The sequence below is a fragment of the Aquamicrobium sp. genome (assembly GCF_023954335.1).
Taxonomy (GTDB): domain Bacteria; phylum Pseudomonadota; class Alphaproteobacteria; order Rhizobiales; family Rhizobiaceae; genus Aerobium.
This window is the reverse complement of the sequence record NZ_JAMLIE010000002.1, coordinates 644751-667081: the sequence shown is the minus strand read 5'-3', so window position 1 is coordinate 667081 and position 22331 is coordinate 644751. Positions and strand designations below refer to the sequence as shown.

Sequence of the window (22331 nt, the reverse complement as noted above, 5' to 3'; positions counted from 1 at the left end):
GGATATAGGACGCGATCTGCGTCCCGTCCAACCGAAGGCTGCGAATTCGTTGCGCCGGCTGTTCAGCCCCTTCGCCGGCCACGCTGGTTGTGATTCCGCCAATCTGGCAAAAGGTCAAGCCGCTCAAAGCTGATTCGGCCATAAAAAGCGAATCAATTGCGCGAAAGCCGTTGCCGGCCGGCAAGCCCGTTTTCCAACGCGTCTATGTAGGGCGCCAGCGCCCGTCTTCAAGAGCCGCTCCCCGCCGCGCGGGCGAAGGCGGCCCTCACCCCCTGCCCGACGACACGCCGAAGCCGTCGACCAGCGCCTCCAGCCGCTCCAGGCTGGCGATGTCGATGTTGATCTGGGCGATGGCCTGCAAAAGCATGGTCACGTCCTCGGCCTCGCGCTCGACCGCCTCGGCCAGCTCGCTCTGCAGGCTGCGGCGCTGGCGCTGGAGCTCGCTGGCGCGGGCATGGAGCGCGACGGTCTGCGAGAACGCCTCGCGCGCGTCCTCGTCCGCCGCCTCGCCGAGGACGGGCCACAGGCCGAGCCCGAGGCAATGGCGCATCGCCCGCTCCCAGACCTCGCCATGGCCGCGGGCAGTGAGCGCCTCGATCAGCGCCCCGCGCTCGTGGGCGACACCGTGGGCGACGGCGTCGAGCAGCGCGCCGTGCAGCCGCTTCAGCTCGGGATGGGCCGGATTCATCTCCTCGAAGGCGTCGAAATAGTCGTCGAGCAGCGCCGGATGGTTGACCATGGCGACCAGCATCGCCGTCTCGCGCAGCGGCAGCGGCCCGCCGCCGCTCCTGACCATGGCCGAGCGGGCGAGGCTTTCGGTGACGGCGAGCCGCCCTGCCGCCTGCCGGCCGCCGGGGCCGCCGCGGCCGTTGCCCGGCCCGCCGACGTTCGGCCCGCGCTCCCTGCGCCCGCCGCCGGCGGAGCCGAAGAACGCCTGCACCCGCTCGCGCATGTCCTGTTGATAGTGGCGGCGCACGCTCTCGTCGCGGATGCGGCCCGTCAGCTCGCGCAGCGTCCGCTCCAACTCGGCGCGCCGCTCGGGCGTGTCGAAGACGCCGCCGGAGGTCTCGCGCAGCCAGATCAGCTCGGCCAGCGGCCGCGCCTGCGACAGCACTGCGCGGAAGGCGTCCGGCCCGCCGGCGCGCACGAGGTCGTCGGGGTCCTGCCCCTCGGGCAACAGGGCGAAGCGCAGCGTCCGCCCCGGCCCGACGAGCGGCAGCGCAAGGTCGGCCGCCCGCCATGCCGCCTTCAGCCCCGCCTGGTCGCCGTCGAAGCACAGCACCGGCTCGCCGGCCATGCGCCACAGCAGTTCCAGTTGGTTCTCGGTCAGCGCCGTGCCGAGCGGGGCGACGACGTTGTCGAAGCCGGCCTGCGCCAGCGCGATCACGTCCATGTAGCCCTCGACGGCGATCACCGTGCCGTCGGCTCCCCCCCCTTGGCCCTTCGCCTTGCGGGCGCGGGCGAGATTGTAGAGCACGTTGCCCTTATGGAAGAGCTCGGTGTCGTTGGAGTTCAAGTATTTCGCCAGCGCGTCCTTGCCCATCGCCCGACCGCCGAAGGCGATCACCCGGCCGCGCGAATCCTCGATCGGGAATATGATCCGGTCGCGGAACCGGTCGTAGGAGACGGGAATGTCGGGGCCGTGGACCACCAGCCCGCAGGCCTCGATCTGGTCCTTGCCGACGCCCTTGGAGGCGAGGAACTCCTTCAGGATATTGCGCCCGTCCGGCGCGTAGCCGAGGCGGAACGCCTGCTGCGTCGGCGAGGACAGCCCGCGCTCGCGCAGGTAAGCGCGCGCCTTCGCCCCGTCCGCCGCCTGCAGCCGCTCCTGGAAGAAGCGCGTCGCCAGCTCCATCACGTCGGTCAGGCTGGCGCGCTGCTTCTCGCGCCGCTCGGCCGCCTCGTCGCGCGCCGGCATGGCGACCCCCGCCATCTCGGCCACGCGCTCGACCGCCTCGGGAAAGCTCAACCCGTCGAGCTCTGTCAGGAACTTGAAATGGTCGCCCGAGACCCCGCAGCCGAAGCAGTGATAGCGGCCCTTCCTGTCCTCGCAGTGGAAGGACGGCGTCTTCTCGCCATGGAACGGGCAGCAGCCCCAGAAATCGCCGCGCTGGGCGTTGGTCTTCTTCCTGTCCCACGCCACGCGCGTGCCGATGATCGCGGAAATCGGCACCCGGTCGCGGATCTCGTCAAGGAAGGAAGGGGAAAAGCGCATCGCCCGGTTTCGTCCCCGCTTTCATCCAGGGCCTTTCGTTGAGGCTCCTATATAGGAGCCCGCCCGCCCGCGCGCGACCGCAATCTATCTGCATGCCCGCAATTCACAGCCGGCGGAACCGGCAAGCCCGCCCGCCGTTGGGGAAAGGACCGCCGCCGCCGTTTGACCGCCACGATTATCCGGCTAATCTGTCCGAGTAGAAAACCGCCCTTTTTTCCGTGACTTGCGGACCGATTCGTCGACCATGAACCTCACTTCCCAGTCTTCCCGCCGCGCGCGGGTCCCGGTTCGCAGGCCATGACCGGCTCGCTCGTCCTGCTGCACCTTGCCGGGGCGGTGGCGCTGCTGCTGTGGGCCACCCACATGGTGCGCACCAGCGTCGAGGACGCGTGGGGCGACACGCTGCGGATGCGGCTGCGCCACACGCTGAAGAACCCGGTGCTGGCGGTTGCCGCCGGCGGCGCGCTCGCTGTCGCCTTCCAGAGCGCGACGGCCGTGTCGCTGCTCGTCGCCTCCTTCGCCGGCTCGGGCATCGTCTCGGGCACCGCGGGGCTGCTCGCCGTGCTCGGGGCCGATCTCGGCTCGGCCTTCGTCGTCAAGCTCCTGAGCCACGACCTGTCGGCGCTGGTCCCGGTCGCGGTCCTGACCGGCACGGTGATCTTCCTGTCGGCGGAGCGCGGCGCGTGGCGCAATTTCGGCTCGATCCTCGTCGGCATCGGCCTGATGATCCTGTCGCTGCGGCTGATCGGCGAGGCCTCGGAACCCTTGCGCGAAAGCCGCATCCTGCCGGTGATCATCAACTACCTGTCGGGCGACCCGATCACCGCCTTCCTCATCGCCGCCGTCACCACCTGGCTGTTCCATTCCTCCGTCGCCTTCATCCTGCTGATCGCCGCGCTGGCGGCGCGCGGCCTCGTGCCGGCAGAGCTCGGCGTCGTCATGGTGCTGGGCGCCAATCTCGGCGGCGGCCTCGTCGCGGCCGGCCTTGCGCGCGCCATGCCGCCGGCCAGCCGCGCCGTTCCCTTCGGCAACCTCGCCTTGCGCGGCGCGGGCGCGGTGCTGGCGCTCATCGGCCTGATCGTGGTCTCCCCGCCGCTCGACGCGCTGGGGCAGACCGCGGCGCTTCAGGTGGTCCACGCCCACATCGTCTTCAACGCCGCGCTCGTCGTCCTCGGCCTGCCGCTCGCCGGCGTCGTGAGCCGCGCCATTGAAAAACTCTTCGCCTCGGCGGGCGGGAAGCCGCGCCCGGCGCTGGAGGACAGGGAGGCGAGCGCGCTCGATCCCGACGCGCTCGGCAGCCCCTCGCGGGCGCTCGCCAATGTCAGCCGCGCCGTGGTCGGCATGTGCGAGACCGTCGAGGTGATGCTGAAGACGATCATGGAGCTCTACGAGGACGCGGACCCGGCGCGGATGGAGGCGCTCGCCGCGCTCGACGACCGGGTCGACCGCAAGCACGCGGCGATCAAGCTCTACCTCGCCAAGATCAGCACCAAGGGCATGAGCGACGACGAGGCGCGCCGCACGCAGGAGCTGCTGGACGGCTGCGTCAAGCTGGAGCAGGTCGGCGACATCGTCGTGCGCAACATGCTCGTCCATGTCCGCAAGAAGCTCGACCGGCACCTCACCTTCACGCCCGAGGGCTGGCGCGAATTGTCGGACCTCCACGCCATGGTGCTGGCCAATGCACGCCTCGCCTTCAACGTGCTGATCTCGCGCGACCCGGAGACCGCGTTCCAGCTCGTGCAGGAGAAGGACCGGCTGCGCGAGCTCGAGCGCCAGACCAGCCAGCGCCATTTCGAGCGCCTGCGCGAGGGCACGGCCAAGAGCATCGAGACGAGCGCGGTCCACCTCGACACGATCCGCGACCTGAAGCAGATCAACTCGCTCCTCGCCTCGATCGCCTATCCGGTGCTGGAAGAGCACGGCCTGATCGCCCGCACCCGCCTGCGCGCTGCCGAATAGGCGAAACCCAAGCGACACGGCAGTGGTGCGGCCCATAAGCGAAAAACAACAGCCGCAGGCTGCAAGCCCGACGGGCGTCGGGCCCTATGGCCCGCCCCCGCGGAGGGCCAGCCGCCGCAGGCGGCGGTGCGGCCCGTGAGCGAAAGAAACTACCCCAGCAGTTCCTTGACCAGCGCGCTGGCCTTGCCGAAGTCGAGGCGGCCGGGATAGCGCTCCTTCAGCACCGCCATGACGCGGCCCATGTCGCGCAGCCCCTGCGCGCCGGTCTCGGCGATCGCGCCTTGCGCGGCGGCGCGCACCTCGTCGGCGCCCATCTGCGCCGGCAGGAAGTCCTTGACGATGGCGATCTCGGCCCGTTCCTGCGCCGCGAGCTCGGGCCTTGCGCCATCCTCGAACGCCTTGGCCGATTCCTCGCGCTGCTTGACCATCTTGGTCAGGATCTGGAGGATCTCGTCGTCGTTGACCGGGTCCTTGCCCGCGCCCCGATTGGCGATGTCGCGGTCCTGGATCGCGGCGTTGACGAGCCGGAGCGTGCCGGTCCGCAGCTTGTCCTTGTTCTTCAGCGCTGTCTTCAGCGCCTCGGCAATGGTCTCGCGCATCATCTGGGCTTCTCCTTGCTTGACGGCGCACGGCAATCGTTGACCGCGGCCGCGCCTTCTTCTATGCACCGGACGATACTATATCCAGCATCTTGAGGCCGCTCATGGCCCCGCCCGTGTCACCGCCGCGCGATATGTCCTGCCGGCGGCGCGAAAGCAAGCGCGGACGGTTCGAAAACGGAGAGCCGCAATGGCCGATACGACGGACGCCGCCACCTCGCCCTGGACCGAGACGAAGCCGACCGCGCTTCTCGTCCTCGCCGACGGCACGGTGATCGAGGGCAAGGGGCTGGGCGCGACGGGCAGCGTCGCCGCCGAGGTCTGCTTCAACACCGCGCTGACCGGCTACCAGGAAATCCTGACCGACCCGTCCTATGCCGGGCAGATCGTCACCTTCACCTTCCCGCATATCGGCAATATCGGCACCAATGCCGAGGACGCCGAGGACCTGAACCCGGCCGCGCGCGCCGGCGCGGTCGGCGCGATCTTCAAGGCCGACGTCACCGCCCCGTCCAACTGGCGCTCCGCCGGCCACCTCACCGAGTGGCTGAAGAAGCGCGGCATCATCGCCATGACCGGCATCGACACCCGGGCGCTTACCGCGCTGATCCGCGACAAGGGCGCGCCCAACGCGGTGATCGCCCATTCGCCGGACGGCATCTTCGACGTCGAGGCGCTGAAGGAGAAGGCGCGCGCCTGGCACGGCCTCGTCGATCTCGACCTCGCCAAGGACGTCACCTCCGGCCAGTCCAGCGCCTGGGACGAGACGCCGTGGGTGTGGAACGAGGGCTTCGGCAACCAGGGCGAGACGTGGATGCATGTCGTGGCGGTCGATTTCGGCGTCAAGCGCAACATCCTACGCCTGCTCGCCGGCCTCGGGGCCAAGGTGACGGTGGTGCCGGCGAAAAGCTCGGCCGAGGACATCCTCGCGCTGAAGCCTGACGGCATCTTCCTCTCCAACGGCCCGGGCGACCCGGCCGCGACCGGCGAATACGCCGTGCCTGCGCTGAAGACGCTGCTTCAGACCGGCATCCCGATCTTCGGCATCTGCCTCGGCCACCAGATTCTTGCTCTGGCCCTCGGCGGCCAGACGGTGAAGATGCATCAGGGCCACCACGGCGCGAACCACCCGGTGAAGGACCACACCACCGGCAAGGTGGAGATCGTGTCGATGAACCACGGCTTCGCGGTCGACAGGAGCTCCCTGCCCCAAGGCGTTGAAGAGACTCACGTCTCGCTGTTCGACGGCTCGAATTGCGGCATCGCGCTCGCCGGCAAGCCGGTGTTCTCGGTCCAGTACCACCCCGAAGCCTCGCCCGGCCCGCAGGATTCGCACTACCTGTTCCGCCGCTTCGCCGACGCCATCCGCGCCCGCAAGGACGAGATTGTCCCGGCCTGAGCCGACCCGCGACCGCCGGCGCCGCCCCTCATCCGCCCTTCGGGCCCCTTCTCCCCGTGAACGGGGAGAAGGGGAAGCGGCAGTGAGCGGAACCTACGGCCGAAGGCCGCGAGCCCGACCGGGCGTCGCGCCGCGTGGCGCGCCCCCGCGGAGGGCCAGCCGCCGAAGGCGGCGGTGCGGCCCGTGAGCGCTAAACAGGATTACTAAACGTATCGCAGTCCGAGAGCCGGCCGTTGCGCAGGCCGTTGGTGAACCATGTGGCACGCTGCTCTGAGGTGCCATGGTTGAAGCTGTCGGGCACGACATAGCCCTGCGTGCGCTTCTGGAGCGTGTCGTCGCCGATCTGGTGCGCCGCGTTCAGCGCCTCCTCGATGTCGCCTTCCTCGAGCAGCCCCTTCTGCGCGGTATAATGCGCCCAGATGCCAGCGAAGCAGTCGGCCTGAAGCTCGACGCGGATCGACATCTGGTTGGCCTCGACCTGGCTCATGCTCTGGCGCATCTGGTTGAAGCGCGGCAGGACGCCGATCAGGTTCTGGACATGGTGGCCGACCTCGTGGGCCACGACATAGGCCTGCGCGAAATCGCCCGAGGCGCCGAAACGCTGCGACAGCTCGCGGAAGAAGGTCAGGTCGATATAGAGCTTGGAATCGCCGGGGCAATAGAACGGCCCCGAGGCCGACGAGGCGAAGCCGCAGGCCGAGCGCACCTGATCGGAGAACAGCACCAGCGCCGGCTCGCGATAGGTCTGGCCTTCCGCCTGGAAGATGCCGTTCCACACGTCTTCCGTTTCAGCGAGGACGACGGAGACGAACTGCGCCTCCTCGTCGCCCGGCCGACTTCCCGCGCCGTTCTCGGTGACTTGCGGGTTGGACGAACCGCCTTCCAGCATCTGCAAGGGATCGATGCCGCAGGCGCGCAGCGCGAAGAAGATGACGACGAGAATGATGATGCCCGACAGCCCGCCGCCGCCGGCGCCGCGGCCGATGGGAAGCGGGATACCGCGGCCCGCGCGGCCCATACCGCCGGGCATACCGCCCTGTCCGCGGCGATCCTCGACATTGCTGCTCTGGCGGCGGCCTCTCCAACGCATTTCTTCACATCCTCGTTCTCGATGCGACGCCGCGACGGGCGGTCTGCTTCTGCGCCAAACTAGCCGAGCCCCGGCACCGGGTCACGGTTATTCTTGCACGCGCGCGCGGTCAATCGTCGTTAATGGCGCGTTAAGCGGCAAGGCCTAGCGTCGATGAACGCCTGCCAATCCCGACGGGTTCCTTCATGCAAGTCCCCGCGCACGGCCTGACGCCGCTCATCGAACTGGCCAGCCACAAGAGCCTCGACCTGTTCTTCCGGGTCGGGCAGGGCTATGTCGCGCGCGCGGCGAACGACACCGGCTTTCGGCAGGTCGGCCATGGCTTCGGTGCGAGCCCGTTCGGCATCCAGTCGCGGGCGGAGGCGCGCATCGTCTCGACGCTCGGCCCGCTGCCGCATGACGGGAGGCTCTACGCCTGGCCCTCGGGCGGCGGGACGCAGAAGCGGCGCTGATCCCGCGCGGTCAGGCGAACGCCTTCAGCCGCCGCGTCGTCTCGGGATCGAGGAAGCCGGCGACCGTGGCGTCCGTCTCCAGCGCCAGCGCCCGGTGGATGTCGCTCGCGGCCGTGGCATTGAGCGTGCGCTTCATCGCCCGCACCGAAAGCGCCGGCAGCGCGGCGAGCCGGCGCGCCAGCGCCAGCGCCTCGTCCTGCAACGCCGCGTCGGGCACCACGCGCCAGGCGACGCCGAGCCGCAGCAGCTCCGCCGCGTCGTAGCGCTCGCCGAGGAACAGCATCTCGCGCGCCTTCAGCAGCCCGACCATCGCCGGCAGCAGCGACGTCACCGCGCCGGTGACGAAGATGTTGAGCGAGACCTCGGGAAAGAAGCCTTTCGCGCTTTCGGCCCAGATCGGGAAATCGCAGTTGACCGCCCATTCGAAGCCGCCGCCCACCGCCCAGCCGTTGATCGCGCCGACCACCGGCTTGGGGCCGAGCGAGATCGCGCGGGTGGCGCGCTGGATCGCCTCGACCAGGTCGCGCGCCTCCTCCTCGCTTTCAGGGTGGGCGTGCTCGTGCCGGTCGTCGCCGGCGCAGAACGCCCTGCCCTCGCCGGTGAAGACGATGGCGCGCGTCGCCGGATCGGCGTTGGCCTCGTCGAAGGCGCGGGCGACGTCGTCGAGCAGCGCCCGGTTCATCGCGTTGAGCTGCCCGGGCCGGTTGAGGACGATGCGGCGCACGCCGCCGTCCTCAGGCACGCTCCTGACGGTCGCATAGGTGAAATCGCTCATGGCTCGCTCCTGATCACGCGCTTCGTCTTGCCCTCGGTGACGGGAAAGCTGCCGGGCGGCAGCACCGTCACCTCGGCCGACGCGCCGAGTTTCTCCTTCATCGCCGCCGCCACCCGCGCGGCAAGGCCGGGCGAGTCGGGCGAGCCCTTCGCCCGCTCGACATGGAGCGGCAGCCGGTCATGGGGCGGCGGCGCGTCGAGGACGATGCGGTAGTCGCCGGAAAGCTCGCCGATCTCGCTCAGCACGGCCGACACCATGGTCGGGAAGAGGTTCAGGCCCCGCACCACCACCATGTCGTCGCTGCGCCCGACGACGCGGAAGCGGAAGCCGGTGCGGCCGCAGCGGCACGGCTCCGTCTCGTCGACAGCGACGATGTCGCCGGTGCGGAAGCGCACCAGCGGCTGGCAGTCGCGCACCAGATGCGTCAGCACCAGCTCGCCCTTCGCGCCCTTTTCCAGCGGCAGCGGCCGGGTCGTGTCGGGGTCGACCAGCTCCGGCCACAGCACGTCGGCGGCCATGAAGTGCAGCCGCGTGTCGTGCTCGCACTGGGCGGCGAAGTTGGAGAACACGTCGGAGACGCCGTAATTGGCGTTGCGCGGCTCCATGCCCCACGTTTCGCGGATGCGCGCCCGCAACGCCGCGTCGTCGAGCCCGGCCTCGCCGCCGAACAGGCCGAGCTTGAGGCCGAGATCGCGCGGCGCGAGGCCGGGGAATTTTTCGGCCAGCGTCCGCTCCAGCACCGCCGGATAGGACGGCGTGCAGGAGATGGCATTGATGCCGACCTCGCGGATGGTGCGGATCAGGAGCTCGGTGCCGCCGACGCCGAAGGGAACGACGAGCGCGCCCGTCGCCTCCAGCGTCATGTGGTCGGTGACGCCGCCCATCCACATCTGGTAGTTGAGGCAGTGGACGACGGTGTGCTGCGCCGTCAGCCCCGCCGCCGCATGGCCGCGCCCGCCCACCGCCTCGGTGATGCGGCAGTCGCGCGCCGAGAGCGCGAGGTTCATCGCCTGGCCCGTGGTGCCCGAGGTGCGGTGCAGCCGGCTGGCCATGGCGCGCGGCGCGGCGAGATAATCGCCGAAGGGCGGGTGCGCCGCCTGCGACAGGCGAAGCTGCGCCTTGTCGGAAAGCGGCAGCTCGGCGAGGCGCGCAAGCTCCGGCGGCGGCGCGGCATGGCCCCACAGCGCCCGGTAGAAGGCGGAGTTTTCCGCGACATGCCGCGCCTGCGCGCGCCACGCCGCCGCCTGGCGGGGGCGCAGCGCGGCCGGCGTCATGAATTCGGCTCGTTCGACAAGGCCACCGACAGGCGTCATGGTTCCATTCCCCGTTCCCAGATCAGGCTGAGCGTGGCGACCACCGCCTCGCGATCCCTCGATATCTCCGCCAAGGTCCCGTCGCGGCCGAAAAGCAGCGCGATCAGGTACTGGTCGACCATGCCGCCGAGCGCGTAGGCGCGCCGCATCAGCTCCTCGCGCGGCGGCGCGGCGCGGCCCTCGCGGGCGAGCTGGCGCAGCCGCGCCTCGACCACGGTCTGCGCCCAGTCGCGGTTCAGCATCTGGAAGGCCTGCGCCGCCTCGGGAAAATCGTCCTGCCGCGAGACGAGGCAGCGCATCAGCCCGGCATTGTCCTCGAACAGGCCGAAATAGGCGGTGTTGGAGGCGCGGATTCGGTCGCGCCCGCCGATGCGCGCGGCCCCGCGCATCGAGGCCTGCATGAAGGCGACGAAGGCGGTCAGCGTCTGCGCCATCAGGTGGCGCACGTCGCGGAAATAGATGTAGAAGGTGCCGTGCGCGAGCCCGGCCCCGGCGCAGATCTCGGCGACCTTCAGCTCGGTCGCCGCGCGATCCTCGAGCAGCCGGCAGGCGGCGGCCTGTATCCGCGCCTGTGTCCGCTCCGCCTTCCTCCCCTTTGCTGCCTCTGCCAGCAGCCGATCGGTGAAGCGGAAGCCGGATGCCTCGTGCCGTGCTGCGGCCTGTGCCATCCTGCGGTTCCTCCCGTTTCGTCTTCGGGCCCGCCTCGCCAGCGCAGCCGAAGCTGCCGAAGCTGCCGAAGCTGCCGAAGCTGCCGAAGCTGCCGAAGCTGCCGAAGCTGCCGAAGCTGCCGAAGCTGCCGAAGCTGCCGAAGCTGCCGAAGCTGCCGAAGCTGCCGAAAACCGGCCCATGCCGTGCCCGGCCAGACAATACCTGTTTTATGAATATGATATCAATATCATTTTTAACTTGGCAACAAACCCGTCAGGATGGGCAAGGCGAGGAAGCGCGTGCTCATCCTCGAGGGGGAGCAAGCTGAGTCGGCCTTTCCTGCCCTCGCAGCGGGTGATGGGCGCGTTTCCCCCCGGCGATGTCCCCGGAATGCCGCGAGGCCCGTCGCATGCTCCGCATGAGATCGAGCTCGGTTTCCCTATGCAGTGAGATGCCGTCACGATAGCCGCATACGGCTATTGAAGCCGCCAAAGCGTGTCGCGCCTTGTGCATCACCGGCGCCCACGGCGCTGCCCCTCATCCGGCTGCCGCCACCTTCTCCCCGTAGACGGGGAGAAGAAAGCTGCCGTCCTTGCTTTCGCCAATTGCAAGCGTGGCAAAGAGGATGCGGCGGTGGGGCCGCCATTCCTTCTCCCCGTTTACGAGGGTGAGGAGCGATCCGCGCAGCGGACGAAAAGCCAACGATTTGGCTTTTCGAGCGACGGAGGGCCGGAGCCGTAGCGCAGGGCCGGCCCGAAGGGTGGATGAGGGGCAGCGCAGGCGCTCAAAGATCGCGCTTCTTCGAACATGAGGAAGCAGCCGAGCGTTCCCGCGTGAAGGTGCGGAAGCCCGCCCCTCCCCGCAAGAGCGACAGCATGGCTCCTCGACTTCATCCGAACTGCCGGCATCCCTCCTCGTACGGATAACGTCCTGCCGTGAGCGCCGCCCGGCGGATATCCGCTGACGAACGCCTAGTCGGCGCACGGCGGCACACCGCCGCCGCCGCTCACCCCCGCTCGTCCTCGCCCAGCCCGGCGACCACGCGCGCCAGCATGCCGAGAAACGCATCCCTTTCCTGCGGCGCGAGCGCGGACAGCGCACGCGCGTTGACCGCGACCGCCGCCGCATGGACCGCGTCGGCCTTTTCCGCCGCCTGCGGCGTCAGCGAGAACAGCATCGCCCGGCGGTCGCCGGGGTCGGGGCGGCGCTGCACCAGCCCGTCGCGCTCCATGCGCGACAGGGTCGCGGCCATGGTCGGCTGCTCGATGGAAGCGGCCTGCGCCAGCGCCTTCTGCGACATTTCCCGCCCGTCGCCCAGCGCGAACATCACCGGCATATGGGCGCTGGAAAGGCCGAGCGGCTTCAGCCGCCGGTCGATGGCGCGGGCGAACAGCCTTGCCGCCCAGTTGGTCATGTAGCCTGCCGATCTGTCGCGCCCGATCCATACCATATAGCTTGCTATCCAATTACATTGCATGCTATATAAGCCAAAAGTCGTACCCGACACAAGGAGCGAGCCGATGCCAGCCAGAAGCACAGGAAACCGCTACGGCGCGGTCCCCATCGCCATCCACTGGATCACCGCGCTCGCCCTCCTCGGGCTGCTCCTGTCCGGCTTCCGCGCCGCCGGCATGGTGGACGACGTGGCCAAGGCCGGCATCCTGCGTATCCACACCGCCGTCGGCGTCGCGGTGCTGGCGCTCACCCTCGCCCGCATCCTGTGGTGGGTCGCCGTCGACCGGAAGCCGCCCTACCCGACGAGCCTGCCGCGCTGGCAGAAAGCAGCCTCCTCCGCCGTCCATGGCCTGCTTTACCTCGCGATCCTGCTGATGGCGGGAAGTGGAATCGCCATGATGGCCTTGTCCGGTGCCGCCGACATCGTCTGGGGCGCCGGCGCCGGCCCCCTGCCCGATTTCACGCGCTATCCGCCGCGCGCCGGCCACGGCCTCGGCGCGATGCTGCTCATCGCGCTCACGCTCGCCCATGTCGGCGCCGCGCTCTACCACCAGTTCGTGCTGCGCGACCGGCTGCTCGCGCGCATGGGGCTGGGCCGCTCCTGAAGGCCGTTTACGAGCCCGAAAACCCCTGCCGCCGAAGGCTTTGCCGGCAGGGGTGGATTCACGCCGTTTCGGGGTTCCCTCCCCCCGCCGCTTCCCCTATAAGGCGCGCTTAGCCTGTCATCAGAATTGCTGTGCGACGAGCCGGCCGGGCCTTCCGCGCGCGTAAGCGCATAAGGGAGGGGTCCGTCCCGGCGCTTCGCGCAAGCCCGAGAAAAGCGGAACCTCCCATGCCCAAGCGCACCGACATCAAGTCGATCCTGATCATCGGGGCCGGCCCCATCGTCATCGGCCAGGCCTGCGAGTTCGACTATTCGGGGACGCAGGCGTGCAAGGCGCTGCGCGAGGAAGGCTACCGCGTCATCCTGGTCAACTCCAACCCGGCCACGATCATGACCGACCCGGAGCTGGCCGACGCAACCTATATCGAGCCGATCACCCCGGAAGTGGTGGCGAAGATCATCGCCAAGGAGCGGCCTGACGCGCTGCTGCCCACCATGGGCGGCCAGACGGCATTGAACACCGCTCTGTCGCTGCGCCGAATGGGCGTGCTCGAACGCTACAATGTCGAGATGATCGGCGCCAACGCCGAGGCCATCGACAAGGCCGAGGACCGCGCCCTGTTCCGCGAGGCGATGAAGAAGATCGGGCTGGAGACGCCTCGCTCGGTGCTGGCCAACGCCACGGAAGTCAAGGACGGCGACCGCAAGGCGCACGAGGCGCGCCGCGCCGAGCTGAAGGCCAGTTTTGGCAAGGACGGAGGCCCTGCCGACCTCGACGCCGCGCTCGACGTGCTGGAGACCGAATGGAACCTCGGCGAAGGCGACCGCAAGCAGCGCTACATGGCCCACGCCATGGGCGTCGCCGCGCAGGCGCTCGACCAGGTCGGCCTGCCGGCCATCATCCGCCCCTCCTTCACCCTCGGCGGCACCGGCGGCGGCATTGCCTACAACCGCGCCGAGTTCTTCGACATCGTCCAGGCCGGCCTCGACGCCTCGCCGACGACCGAGGTGCTGATCGAGGAATCGGTGCTCGGCTGGAAGGAATACGAGATGGAGGTGATCCGCGACCGCGCGGACAACTGCATCATCATCTGCTCGATCGAGAACGTCGACCCGATGGGCGTCCACACCGGCGATTCGATCACCGTGGCGCCGGCGCTGACCCTGACCGACCGCGAATACCAGATCATGCGCTCGGCCTCGATCGCGGTGCTGCGCGAGATCGGCGTCGAGACCGGCGGGTCCAACGTCCAGTTCGCCGTCAACCCGGCGGACGGCCGCCTCGTCGTCATCGAGATGAACCCGCGCGTCTCGCGCTCCTCGGCGCTGGCGTCGAAGGCGACCGGCTTCCCCATCGCCAAGGTCGCGGCCAAACTTGCCGTCGGCTACACGCTCGACGAGCTCGACAACGACATCACCGGCGGCGCGACGCCGGCCTCGTTCGAGCCGTCCATCGACTATGTCGTCACCAAGATCCCGCGTTTCGCCTTCGAGAAATTCCCCGGCGCCGAGCCGGTGCTGACCACGGCGATGAAGTCGGTCGGCGAGGTCATGGCCATCGGCCGCACCTTTGCCGAATCGCTGCAAAAGGCGCTGCGCGGGCTGGAGACCGGGCTCACCGGCCTCGACGAGATCGAGATTCCGGGACTTGGGCAAGGCGACGACCGCAACGCCATCCGTGCCGCGCTCGGCACGCCGACGCCGGACCGGCTGCGCATGGTGGCGCAGGCGATCCGCACCGGCACCTCGCTGGAAGACGTCCACGAGATGTGCCGCATCGACCCGTGGTTCCTCGACCAGATCGCCGACATCCTCGCCATGGAGGAGAAAATCCGCGCCCACGGCCTGCCGGCCGACGCGCAGAACCTGCGCATGCTGAAGGGCATGGGCTTCTCCGACGCGCGCCTCGCCTCGCTGGTGAAGAAGGACGCGGAAGAGATTCAGAAGATTCGCGAAAAGCTCGGCGTCCACCCGGTCTTCAAGCGCATCGACACCTGCGCCGCCGAGTTCGCCTCGCCCACCGCCTACATGTACTCGACCTACGAGACGCCGTTCGCAGGCGCGCCGGCCGACGAGGCCGAGGTCTCGGACCGTAAGAAGGTCGTCATCCTCGGCGGCGGGCCCAACCGCATCGGCCAGGGCATCGAGTTCGACTATTGCTGCTGCCACGCCGCCTTCGCGCTGGCCGATGCCGGCTATGAATCGATCATGATCAACTGCAACCCGGAGACGGTCTCGACCGACTACGACACCTCCGACCGGCTCTATTTCGAGCCGCTGACGCCGGAGGACGTGCTGGAGATCCTGCGCGCCGAACAGCAGAAGGGCACGCTGCACGGCGTCATCGTCCAGTTCGGCGGCCAGACGCCGCTGAAGCTCGCCGAGGCGCTGGAGCGCGCCGGCATCCCGATCCTCGGCACCTCGCCCGACATGATCGACCTCGCCGAAGACCGCGACCGCTTCCAGAAGCTGCTGGTCAAGCTCGGTTTGAAGCAGCCGCGCAACGGCATCGCCTGGTCGGTCGAGCAGGCGCGCACCGTCGCCGGCGAGCTCGGCTTCCCGCTGGTCGTGCGCCCGTCCTACGTGCTCGGCGGCCGCGCCATGCAGATCATCCACGACGAGGGCATGCTCCAGACCTACCTGCTCGACACCGTTCCCGGCCTCGTGCCCGAGGACATCAAGCAGAAATACCCCAACGACAAGACCGGCCAGATCAACACCCTGCTCGGCAAGAACCCGCTGCTGTTCGACACCTATCTGTCGGAAGCCATTGAGGTCGACGTCGACGCGCTGTGCGACGGCAAGGACGTCCATGTCGCCGGCATCATGGAGCACATCGAGGAGGCCGGCATCCATTCCGGCGATTCGGCCTGCTCGCTGCCGGTGCGCTCGCTCGACGCGCAGACCGTGGCCGAGCTGGAGCGGCAGACCGCGGCGCTCGCCCGCGCGCTCCATGTCGGCGGCCTGATGAACGTCCAATACGCCATCAAGGACGGCGAGATATTCGTGCTGGAGGTCAACCCGCGCGCCTCGCGCACCGTGCCCTTCGTCGCCAAGACCATCGGCCGGCCCGTGGCCAAGATCGCCGCCCGCGTCATGGCCGGCGAGAGCCTCGACGGCGCCTTCGGCCATTACGGCGACCGGCCGGACCTCAAGACGCTTCGCCACATCGCGGTCAAGGAGGCGGTGTTCCCCTTCGCCCGCTTCCCCGGCGTCGACACGCTGCTGGGCCCCGAGATGAAGTCGACCGGCGAGGTCATGGGCCTTGACGCCGACTTCGCGCTCGCCTTCGCCAAGGCCCAGCTCGGCGCCGGCGTCGACCTGCCGCGTTCCGGCACGCTGTTCGTCTCGGTGCGCGACGAGGACAAGGCCAAGGTGCTGCCCTCGGTGAAGCGGCTGGCCGATCTCGGCTTCCGCGTGCTGGCGACCGGCGGCACCCAGCGTTTCCTGGTCGAGAACGGCGTCAAGGCCGAGAAGACCAACAAGGTGCTGGAAGGCCGCCCGCATATCGAGGACGCCATCCGCAACCGGCAGGTTCAGCTCGTCTTTAACACCACCGACAGCCAGAGCGCGGTGTCGGATTCGAAGTCGCTGCGCCGCGCGACCTTGATGCAGAAGGTGCCCTACTACACGACGATGGCCGGCGCCGCGGCCGCCGCCGAGGCGATCGCCGCGCTGAAGGCCGGCTCGCTCGAGGTGCGCCCGCTGCAGGCCTATTTCTGAAGCGGGTGGAAGAGGTCGACTTCACCCCGCCGGCCGCCGTCGCGGACAATGCCGCGCAGGGCCTCGCCTGGCGCGCGCGGTACGGGCGCGGCGGCACCGAGATCGGCGTCGCCCGCGCCCGCGAGCTGGTCGAGCGCAGGGCGCTGACGCCGGAGACCATCCGGCGAATGATCAGCTACTTCGCCCGCCACGAGGTCGACAGGCGCGGCCGCAACTTCTTCAACGACGACAACCCCTCGGCCGGGCGGATCGCATGGCTGCTGTGGGGCGGCGACGAGGGCCGCGCCTGGGCGCTGGACATCAAACGCAGGATCGGCCGCGGCGGCGCGGTCTGAGCCGCCGCCCGGCGGCCGGATCAGCCTTCCGGACGGAAGGCCGGCGTGCGGGCGGCGTTCTGCGTCAGGAACGAGACGACGACGCAGGCGAGCAGCCCGACCGCCAGCAGCGCGGCGCTCTCGCCGAGCTGGAAATGCGCGTTGGCGGCCAGCAGTAGGTGATAGAAGAAGCCGGCATAGGCGAGTTGCGCCAGCCAGAGCGGACGGCGCACCCACACCGCCAGCACGCCGAGCGGCTTCACCACGCTCATGATCCCGACGAGATAGGCCGGATAGCCGAGCCGCGCATATTCCGCGGCCCAGAAATCGTGCTGCGTCAGATAGCCGTAGACGCTGAAGAGATAGAAGCCGGTGAAGGCCAGAGTCGCGAGATAGTAGAGGACTTTCCGCACATCGCCCATGGAAACCGATCCGCCCGAAAAACAAGCCCCCCGGCCTGATTTAACCGTCGCGCCGCATCCTGCGCCGGTCCTTGCCCAGCCCGGTCGCCTCCAGGAGGCCCTTGCGCTTGGCGTCGTAATAGTAGCCGCGCGCGTAGTAGCGCACCGCGAGGTCGTGATCGCCTTCGGCGACGATATAGGCCCCGCGCAGGTAGCGCCCGGCATATTTCAGGTTGGTCTCGGCGTCGAGCAGCCCTTCGGGCGGGCCGTCATAGCCCATCGTGCGCGCCGTCTGCGGCAGGATCTGCATCAGGCCCCAATAGGGGCCGTTGCGCGCCGCCGGATTGAAGGTGCTTTCGCGCTTGACCACGCGCCGCAGCAGCTCGACCGGGATTTCATGATGGCCGGCATAGCGGGCGATCAGCGCGTCGAGCTCGGGGCTGCGCGCCGCGACCTTGCCGGCGGGCGCGGAGCTGACGGCGGCCAGCGCCGCAGCGCCGGCGGAAACGGGAGCCGAATAGGCCGCCGGCTCGGCGACCGCGACCATCTCGTCCTGCGCCTGCGCCAGCGAGAAAATGGAGGGCGTCACCGAAACGCTGTCGGGAAGGACCGGGTCGTCGCCCGCGACGGAGCCGGCGAGCGAAAGCTGCTGCCCCTCGAGGCCGAGCTCGCTCGTGGTGCAGCCGGCCAGCACGGCCGAAACCGCGACGGCGCACACCACGCAATGAAGACGATATCGCGGCAACGCGGATGTTTCCTGCTCGTCGATCCATTCCCCCGCCGATTGCGACGTATCACTTCCTGCCCCTGCCCCGCAAGTAACATCCGGTGCATGCGGGAAATGTTTGTGAGCCGCCGCTCATATGGCATAATCAAGTCGCGATTCGTCGTATCGTGGCTGTCCCCGTGGAGAGCGAAGTAATCGTCCTTCTGTTTCGAGTTCTGTGAAGGTTTCCGTTCGCGTTTTTGCGCGTCTCGATCACAAGAAACGATGACAGGGAACGAAGATGCTTCTACCGATGGACGGCGCGCCGAAGCGCCGACTGACCGAGCGCGAGGAACTTGTGGTCGCCGCGGAGTTCCTCATGGCCCGCGGCTTCGCCGAGGACGAGATCGCCGTCCAGCTCTCCCGCTTCTACTATGTCGACATCGACGCGCTGAACGACGTCGTCGCCATGCTGGCGGGTCATCACGGCTACCGGCAGCGTAGCCAGGCGCATTGAAGCAGCCGGCGCCCTACCCCTCGCCGCGGCGGCCGAACGGCCTGTGCGCCTGCGCCGTCCGCTGCGGAAGGTGGGCCGAGGCATCGTGATCGCCATCCCGATGGTCGGCCCGCGGGCGGGTTTCGCCCCGGCCGGCGCGCACGCCGGCATCGTCGCCGACATGGGCGAAGGCCGAGAAATCGACCGGCACCAGCGCCGGCCGCGCCAGCGCGAACCCCTGCACCATGTCCGCGCCCGCCTTTTCGGCCAGCTCGAGCTGGCGCCGGTCCTCGATGCCCTCGAAGACGATGCCGACGCCGCGTGAGGAGAATTCCCGCACCATCACCTTGAGCAGGGCGAAGCCCGGCCGCGTGTCCATCAATCGGCCGATCCATTTCGCGTCGAACTTGACGATATCGGGCCTGAGCGCGGCCACCCGCTCCATGTCCGATTCCTCGGCCCCGTAATCGTCGACGGCGATGCGGAAGCCGTGGCTGCGCAGCGCCGAGACGAAGGCGGCGAGCGCGGGCTCGGAGGCGGAGCGTTTCTCCGTCACCTCGCAGACCACGCGGCGCGGGTCGATGCCGGCCTCGTGCAGCGTCAGCCGCATGTCGCGCAGCGCCGTCTCCGCCAGCTCCCGGTCGAGGAACACCGAAGGATCGAAATTGACGAACAGCATCGCCGGCGGCTTCAGGAACGATCCGGCGTTGAGAAGGTGCAGCGTGCGCGTCAGCGTCTCGACCGCGAACCGCTCGCCCGCCGGAACGGAGTGGAAGAATTCGAGCGGCGGGACGCTTGCGCCGTCGCGGAACGGCCGGATCAACCCCTCGAAGGCGGCGATTTCGAGCTGTCCCCGGCTGAAGGCGAAGATGGGCTGGAAGGCGGATTGCAGCGCATAGCCGGCCCACGCGCCGCTGGCGGTGCGGTCGTCGTGCCGCACGATATGGGCAAGGACGGTGCTGCGCGCCACGCTGCCTCACGATGGGCAGCCGGTGCCGGCCGCCCGAACTGGCGTAATTGCCTAACCGCCGAGCTTCCCACCAAAGGTTTTACCGTCTGTTAACGCGCGGCTTGCCCGCATTTTGACGCCTCCGGCGCATGGCCGCGCTTGCGCGACGGGCGCAGATGCGGCATTGAGCGCGCGGGCCGCGAGCGGCGGCCTGACCCCGAACCGGAGATATTTCGTCATGGCCTTCCTTGCCGATGCCCTTTCCCGCGTGAAGCCTTCCGCAACCATAGCGGTGACGCAGAAAGCGCGCGAGCTGAAGGCGAAAGGCCGCGACGTGATCTCGCTCGGCGCGGGCGAGCCGGATTTCGACACTCCCGACAACGTCAAGAACGCGGCGATCGAGGCGATCAGGCGCGGCGAGACCAAGTATCCGCCGGTCTCCGGCATCGCGCCGCTGCGCGAGGCGATCGCGCAGAAGTTCAAGCGCGAGAACAATCTCGATTACAAGCCGGAGCAGACCATCGTCGGCACCGGCGGCAAGCAGATCCTGTTCAACGCCTTCATGGCGACGCTGAACCCCGGCGACGAGGTCGTCATCCCGCGCCCCTACTGGGTCAGCTACCCGGAAATGGTCGCGCTGTGCGGCGGCACCCCGGCCTTCGCCGAGACCTCGATCGAAAACGGCTTCAAGCTGACCGGCGCGGCGCTGGAGAAGGTCGTCACGGCGAAGACCAAGTGGCTCGTCCTCAACTCGCCGTCGAACCCGTCGGGCGCGGCCTACACCGAGGCCGAGCTGAAGGACATCGCCGCCGTCTTGATGAAGCACCCGCAGGTCTGGGTGCTGACCGACGACATGTACGAGCACCTGACCTATGGCGATTTCACCTTCCGCACCATCGCCGAGGTCGAGCCGGCGCTCTACGAGCGCACCCTGACCATGAACGGCGTCTCGAAGGCCTACGCCATGACCGGCTGGCGCATCGGCTACGCCGCCGGCCCGCTGCCGCTGATCAAGGCGATGGACATGATCCAGGGCCAGCAGACGTCGGGCGCCTGCACCATCGCCCAGTGGGCCTCCGTCGAGGCGCTGAACGGCCCGCAGGACTTCATCCACAAGAACAAGGCGATCTTCCAGAACCGGCGCGACCTCGTCGTGTCGATGCTCAACCAGGCGCGTGGCATCTCCTGCCCGACGCCGGAAGGCGCGTTCTACGTCTACCCCTCCTGCGCGGCGCTGATCGGCAAGAAGACGCAGGCCGGCAAGGTGATCGAGACCGACGAGGATTTCGTCGCCGAGCTTCTCGAGGCGGAAGGCGTTGCGGTGGTGCACGGCTCGGCCTTCGGCCTCGGCCCCAACTTCCGCATCTCCTATGCCACCTCCGAGGCGCTGCTGGAGGACGCCTGCACGCGCATCCAGCGCTTCACCGCCTCGCTGGTGTAGGCGCCGGCCAGCCTTCACGACACGCGGCGAACCCGCCGCGTGTCATGAAAGTTTCATATTCGCTCAACCGCTCCTTAAAGTCGTCCCGCTAGGGTCGCCGCCGACGGATTATCAGCGGGCGGGCGGCAATGAGCATCTTCACCACCATCAGGAACCACAGCAAGCGCGGCTATTACGTGCTCCAGGCGCTTTTCGCCGCCAGCGCGCTGACGCTCGCCTGGTCGCTCGCCGCCTTGGGCGATACCGGCATGCTGGCCTCGGCGCTCGCCTTCTGCCTCGCCGTCAGCCTCGCCGCCATCGTCATCCTCTATTACCTCCAGCGCACCATCGGCGAGCGGCTTCGCCGCGCCTCGATGGACGAGATCGAGACCGCGCGCATCATGAACACCGACGCGCTGACCGGGGCGATGATGCGCGGCGCGTTCCTCGATGAATTGCAGCGCGCGCTCGGCCGGCCGCTCGCGCCGCGGCAGGCGACGCTGGTCCTGGTCGATCTCGACCATTTCAAGCAGTTGAACGACAGCTTCGGCCATCCGTTCGGCGACGCGGCGCTCGCCCACCTCGTCAGGCTGATGGGCCAGTTGTTTCCCGACGTCATGATCGGCCGGCTCGGCGGCGACGAATTCGCCCTCCTGATCCGCGATTGCGACATCGCCGCCACCGAGGCCCGCTGCCGCCTGCTGATGGAGCAGCTTCGCGCCGGCATGGTCCATGACGGGCACACGGTCTCGCTCTCCGTCTCCATGGGCGCGGCGCTCGCCCCCGCCCATGCCGGCCAGCCGGCCAACCTGATGCTGCTGGCCGACCTCGCGCTCTACGAGAGCAAGGCCAATGGCCGCGGGCGCATGACCGTCTTCGACACCGACCTCTTGGCAGAGAAGCGCCACCGCCGCTTCATCGAGCGCGAGCTGCGCGCCGCCATCTACCTCAACGAGCTGGAGCTGCACTACCAGCCGGTCGTCAACGCCGACGGCTCGACCTATGCGGTCGAGGGGCTGGTGCGCTGGCGCCATCCGGTGCGCGGCCTGATCCCGCCCGGCGAGTTCATCCCCGTCGCCGAGGCGACGAGCCTGATCGACACGCTCGGCGCGTGGGTCTTCCGCCGCGCCTGCCTCGACAGCGCCGCCTTCCCCGGCTGCCGCATCAGCATCAACGTCTCCGGCGAGCAGCTGAAGCGCGACGAGTTCGTCGCCATGCTCGGGCGCGTGCTGGAGGAGACGGGCTGCGAGGCCGGCCGCTTCGTCCTCGAGATCACCGAAACCGCCGCCACCGCCGCGACGCCGGAGATCCTGCGCCGGCTGGAGGCCGCCCGCGCCATGGGCTTCCGCGTCGCGCTCGATGATTTCGGCACCGGCTTCTGCGGCTTCAACTATCTGAAGACCCTGCCGATAGACGCGATCAAGATCGACCGCTCTTACATCAAGAGCCTGTCGCATGACGAGGTGGCACGCGTCTTCGTCTCGGCGCTGGCGCAGATCGCCCATATCCAGCATCTCGTCATCGTCGCCGAGGGCATCGAGACCGAAGGCGACCTCGCGCTGGCGCGGGCTGCCGGCTGCAACCGCTTCCAGGGCTATCACATCGCCCGCCCGGCCCCGAAGGAGGCGCTCGCCGCATTCTTCCGCGGCCGGGAGCCGGTGGCGCTCGCCGGCTGACCGCGCTAAGGGAAGGCGGTGCGACGCCGCGCCCCGCCCTTCCCCCTCCCTGCCCCCTTGCCCTCGTCCGTTAGCCGTGTGACGATGCCTGCATGGCCTTGGCGGCCGCAGCGCCGCCGGGCGCCTGCGACGGC

The 22331-nt window shown here is 68.9% G+C and carries 19 protein-coding genes; 9 read left to right on the top strand and 10 right to left on the bottom strand.

Features of this window, described 5'->3' with window-relative positions; translation table 11 throughout:
- Positions 1-265: 265 nt before the first annotated feature.
- Entirely contained in the window at positions 266-2215 is a 1950-nt protein-coding gene (dnaG, locus tag M9945_RS15870; protein ID WP_367945376.1) for a DNA primase, read from the bottom strand.
- 297 nt (positions 2216-2512) lie between these two features.
- Between dnaG and M9945_RS15865 the strand changes: the two genes are divergently transcribed.
- Positions 2513-4177: a Na/Pi cotransporter family protein gene (locus tag M9945_RS15865; RefSeq protein ID WP_367945375.1), complete on the top strand. Its 1665-nt coding sequence runs from the start codon at positions 2513-2515 to the stop codon at positions 4175-4177.
- 149 nt (positions 4178-4326) lie between these two features.
- Here M9945_RS15865 and M9945_RS15860 read toward each other — a convergent pair whose 3' ends face one another.
- Positions 4327-4779, bottom strand: a complete 453-nt coding sequence (locus tag M9945_RS15860) for a GatB/YqeY domain-containing protein (RefSeq protein WP_367930673.1) — start codon at positions 4777-4779, stop codon at positions 4327-4329.
- A 187-nt stretch (positions 4780-4966) separates the two neighbouring features.
- Here M9945_RS15860 and carA point away from each other — a divergent pair, with 187 nt between their 5' ends.
- Entirely contained in the window at positions 4967-6175 is a 1209-nt protein-coding gene (gene carA / locus M9945_RS15855) for a glutamine-hydrolyzing carbamoyl-phosphate synthase small subunit (protein WP_367945374.1), read from the top strand.
- Between the two features lie 190 nt (positions 6176-6365).
- Here carA and M9945_RS15850 read toward each other — a convergent pair whose 3' ends face one another.
- Positions 6366-7265 carry a neutral zinc metallopeptidase gene (locus M9945_RS15850; protein ID WP_367945373.1) on the bottom strand — a complete coding sequence of 300 codons (900 nt, stop codon included), beginning with the start codon at positions 7263-7265 and terminating at the stop codon, positions 6366-6368.
- 185 nt (positions 7266-7450) lie between these two features.
- Between M9945_RS15850 and M9945_RS15845 the strand changes: the two genes are divergently transcribed.
- Complete coding sequence (locus M9945_RS15845; RefSeq protein ID WP_367945372.1) at positions 7451-7717, top strand: hypothetical protein; 267 nt, start codon at positions 7451-7453, stop codon at positions 7715-7717.
- 10 nt (positions 7718-7727) lie between these two features.
- Here the strand turns inward: M9945_RS15845 and M9945_RS15840 are convergent, their stop codons facing one another.
- From M9945_RS15840 to M9945_RS15825, 4 genes are all read right to left on the bottom strand, one after another.
- Positions 7728-8492, bottom strand: a complete 765-nt coding sequence (locus tag M9945_RS15840) for an enoyl-CoA hydratase/isomerase family protein (protein ID WP_367930669.1) — start codon at positions 8490-8492, stop codon at positions 7728-7730.
- Positions 8489-9805: a phenylacetate--CoA ligase family protein gene (locus tag M9945_RS15835; protein ID WP_367945371.1), complete on the bottom strand. Its 1317-nt coding sequence runs from the start codon at positions 9803-9805 to the stop codon at positions 8489-8491. Before M9945_RS15835 ends, M9945_RS15840 begins: the two co-directional genes overlap by 4 nt.
- Positions 9802-10473, bottom strand: a complete 672-nt coding sequence (locus M9945_RS15830; RefSeq protein ID WP_367945370.1) for a TetR/AcrR family transcriptional regulator — start codon at positions 10471-10473, stop codon at positions 9802-9804. The genes M9945_RS15835 and M9945_RS15830 overlap by 4 nt, the downstream gene beginning before the upstream one ends.
- 986 nt (positions 10474-11459) lie before the next feature.
- A complete protein-coding gene (locus tag M9945_RS15825; protein ID WP_367945369.1) occupies positions 11460-11903 on the bottom strand; it encodes a MarR family winged helix-turn-helix transcriptional regulator in 444 nt (147 codons plus the stop codon).
- A gap of 70 nt (positions 11904-11973) precedes the next feature.
- Between M9945_RS15825 and M9945_RS15820 the strand changes: the two genes are divergently transcribed.
- The 3 genes from M9945_RS15820 to M9945_RS15810 all read left to right on the top strand — a co-directional run bounded on the left by M9945_RS15820 (position 11974) and on the right by M9945_RS15810 (position 16570).
- Complete coding sequence (locus M9945_RS15820; RefSeq protein WP_367930664.1) at positions 11974-12513, top strand: cytochrome b; 540 nt, start codon at positions 11974-11976, stop codon at positions 12511-12513.
- A gap of 227 nt (positions 12514-12740) precedes the next feature.
- Positions 12741-16235 carry a carbamoyl-phosphate synthase large subunit gene (gene carB / locus M9945_RS15815; protein WP_367945368.1) on the top strand — a complete coding sequence of 1165 codons (3495 nt, stop codon included), beginning with the start codon at positions 12741-12743 and terminating at the stop codon, positions 16233-16235.
- The gene (locus M9945_RS15810; RefSeq protein WP_367945599.1) at positions 16232-16570 is read left to right on the top strand and encodes a hypothetical protein; all 339 of its coding nucleotides are present in this window, start codon (positions 16232-16234) and stop codon (positions 16568-16570) included. The genes carB and M9945_RS15810 overlap by 4 nt, the downstream gene beginning before the upstream one ends.
- 20 nt (positions 16571-16590) lie before the next feature.
- Here the strand turns inward: M9945_RS15810 and M9945_RS15805 are convergent, their stop codons facing one another.
- Entirely contained in the window at positions 16591-16971 is a 381-nt protein-coding gene (locus M9945_RS15805; protein WP_367945367.1) for a DoxX family protein, read from the bottom strand.
- 40 nt (positions 16972-17011) lie between these two features.
- Positions 17012-17695 carry a transglycosylase SLT domain-containing protein gene (locus M9945_RS15800; protein ID WP_367945366.1) on the bottom strand — a complete coding sequence of 228 codons (684 nt, stop codon included), beginning with the start codon at positions 17693-17695 and terminating at the stop codon, positions 17012-17014.
- Positions 17696-17957: 262 nt separating this feature from the next.
- Between M9945_RS15800 and M9945_RS15795 the strand changes: the two genes are divergently transcribed.
- Positions 17958-18173 carry a hypothetical protein gene (locus tag M9945_RS15795; protein ID WP_367945365.1) on the top strand — a complete coding sequence of 72 codons (216 nt, stop codon included), beginning with the start codon at positions 17958-17960 and terminating at the stop codon, positions 18171-18173.
- Positions 18174-18186: 13 nt separating this feature from the next.
- On the opposite strand, the gene M9945_RS15790 is transcribed toward M9945_RS15795, so the two are convergent.
- Positions 18187-19122 (bottom strand): EAL domain-containing protein, encoded by a 936-nt coding sequence (locus M9945_RS15790; protein ID WP_367945364.1) that lies wholly within the window; start codon positions 19120-19122, stop codon positions 18187-18189.
- Between the two features lie 217 nt (positions 19123-19339).
- On the opposite strand from M9945_RS15790, the gene M9945_RS15785 reads away from it, so the two are divergent.
- On the top strand, positions 19340-20542 hold the full coding sequence (locus tag M9945_RS15785; RefSeq protein WP_367945363.1) for a pyridoxal phosphate-dependent aminotransferase: 1203 nt from the start codon (positions 19340-19342) through the stop codon (positions 20540-20542).
- Between the two features lie 128 nt (positions 20543-20670).
- Positions 20671-22197, top strand: a complete 1527-nt coding sequence (locus M9945_RS15780) for a putative bifunctional diguanylate cyclase/phosphodiesterase (protein WP_367945362.1) — start codon at positions 20671-20673, stop codon at positions 22195-22197.
- Positions 22198-22331 lie beyond the last annotated feature (134 nt).

Bases quoted from the DNA above. Each gene is read 5' to 3' on its own strand.
- carB (WP_367945368.1), top strand. From the start codon at position 12,741: ATGCCCAAGCGCACCGACATCAAGTCGATCCTGATCATCGGGGCCGGC.
- M9945_RS15805 (WP_367945367.1), bottom strand. From the start codon at position 16,971: ATGGGCGATGTGCGGAAAGTCCTCTACTATCTCGCGACTCTGGCCTTC.
- M9945_RS15825 (WP_367945369.1), bottom strand. From the start codon at position 11,903: ATGGTATGGATCGGGCGCGACAGATCGGCAGGCTACATGACCAACTGG.
- dnaG (WP_367945376.1), bottom strand. From the start codon at position 2,215: ATGCGCTTTTCCCCTTCCTTCCTTGACGAGATCCGCGACCGGGTGCCG.
- M9945_RS15860 (WP_367930673.1), bottom strand. From the start codon at position 4,779: ATGATGCGCGAGACCATTGCCGAGGCGCTGAAGACAGCGCTGAAGAAC.
- M9945_RS15795 (WP_367945365.1), top strand. From the start codon at position 17,958: ATGCTTCTACCGATGGACGGCGCGCCGAAGCGCCGACTGACCGAGCGC.
- carA (WP_367945374.1), top strand. From the start codon at position 4,967: ATGGCCGATACGACGGACGCCGCCACCTCGCCCTGGACCGAGACGAAG.
- M9945_RS15850 (WP_367945373.1), bottom strand. From the start codon at position 7,265: ATGCGTTGGAGAGGCCGCCGCCAGAGCAGCAATGTCGAGGATCGCCGC.
- M9945_RS15845 (WP_367945372.1), top strand. From the start codon at position 7,451: ATGCAAGTCCCCGCGCACGGCCTGACGCCGCTCATCGAACTGGCCAGC.
- M9945_RS15830 (WP_367945370.1), bottom strand. From the start codon at position 10,473: ATGGCACAGGCCGCAGCACGGCACGAGGCATCCGGCTTCCGCTTCACC.
- M9945_RS15835 (WP_367945371.1), bottom strand. From the start codon at position 9,805: ATGACGCCTGTCGGTGGCCTTGTCGAACGAGCCGAATTCATGACGCCG.
- M9945_RS15840 (WP_367930669.1), bottom strand. From the start codon at position 8,492: ATGAGCGATTTCACCTATGCGACCGTCAGGAGCGTGCCTGAGGACGGC.
- M9945_RS15780 (WP_367945362.1), top strand. From the start codon at position 20,671: ATGAGCATCTTCACCACCATCAGGAACCACAGCAAGCGCGGCTATTAC.
- M9945_RS15865 (WP_367945375.1), top strand. From the start codon at position 2,513: ATGACCGGCTCGCTCGTCCTGCTGCACCTTGCCGGGGCGGTGGCGCTG.
- M9945_RS15820 (WP_367930664.1), top strand. From the start codon at position 11,974: ATGCCAGCCAGAAGCACAGGAAACCGCTACGGCGCGGTCCCCATCGCC.
- M9945_RS15785 (WP_367945363.1), top strand. From the start codon at position 19,340: ATGGCCTTCCTTGCCGATGCCCTTTCCCGCGTGAAGCCTTCCGCAACC.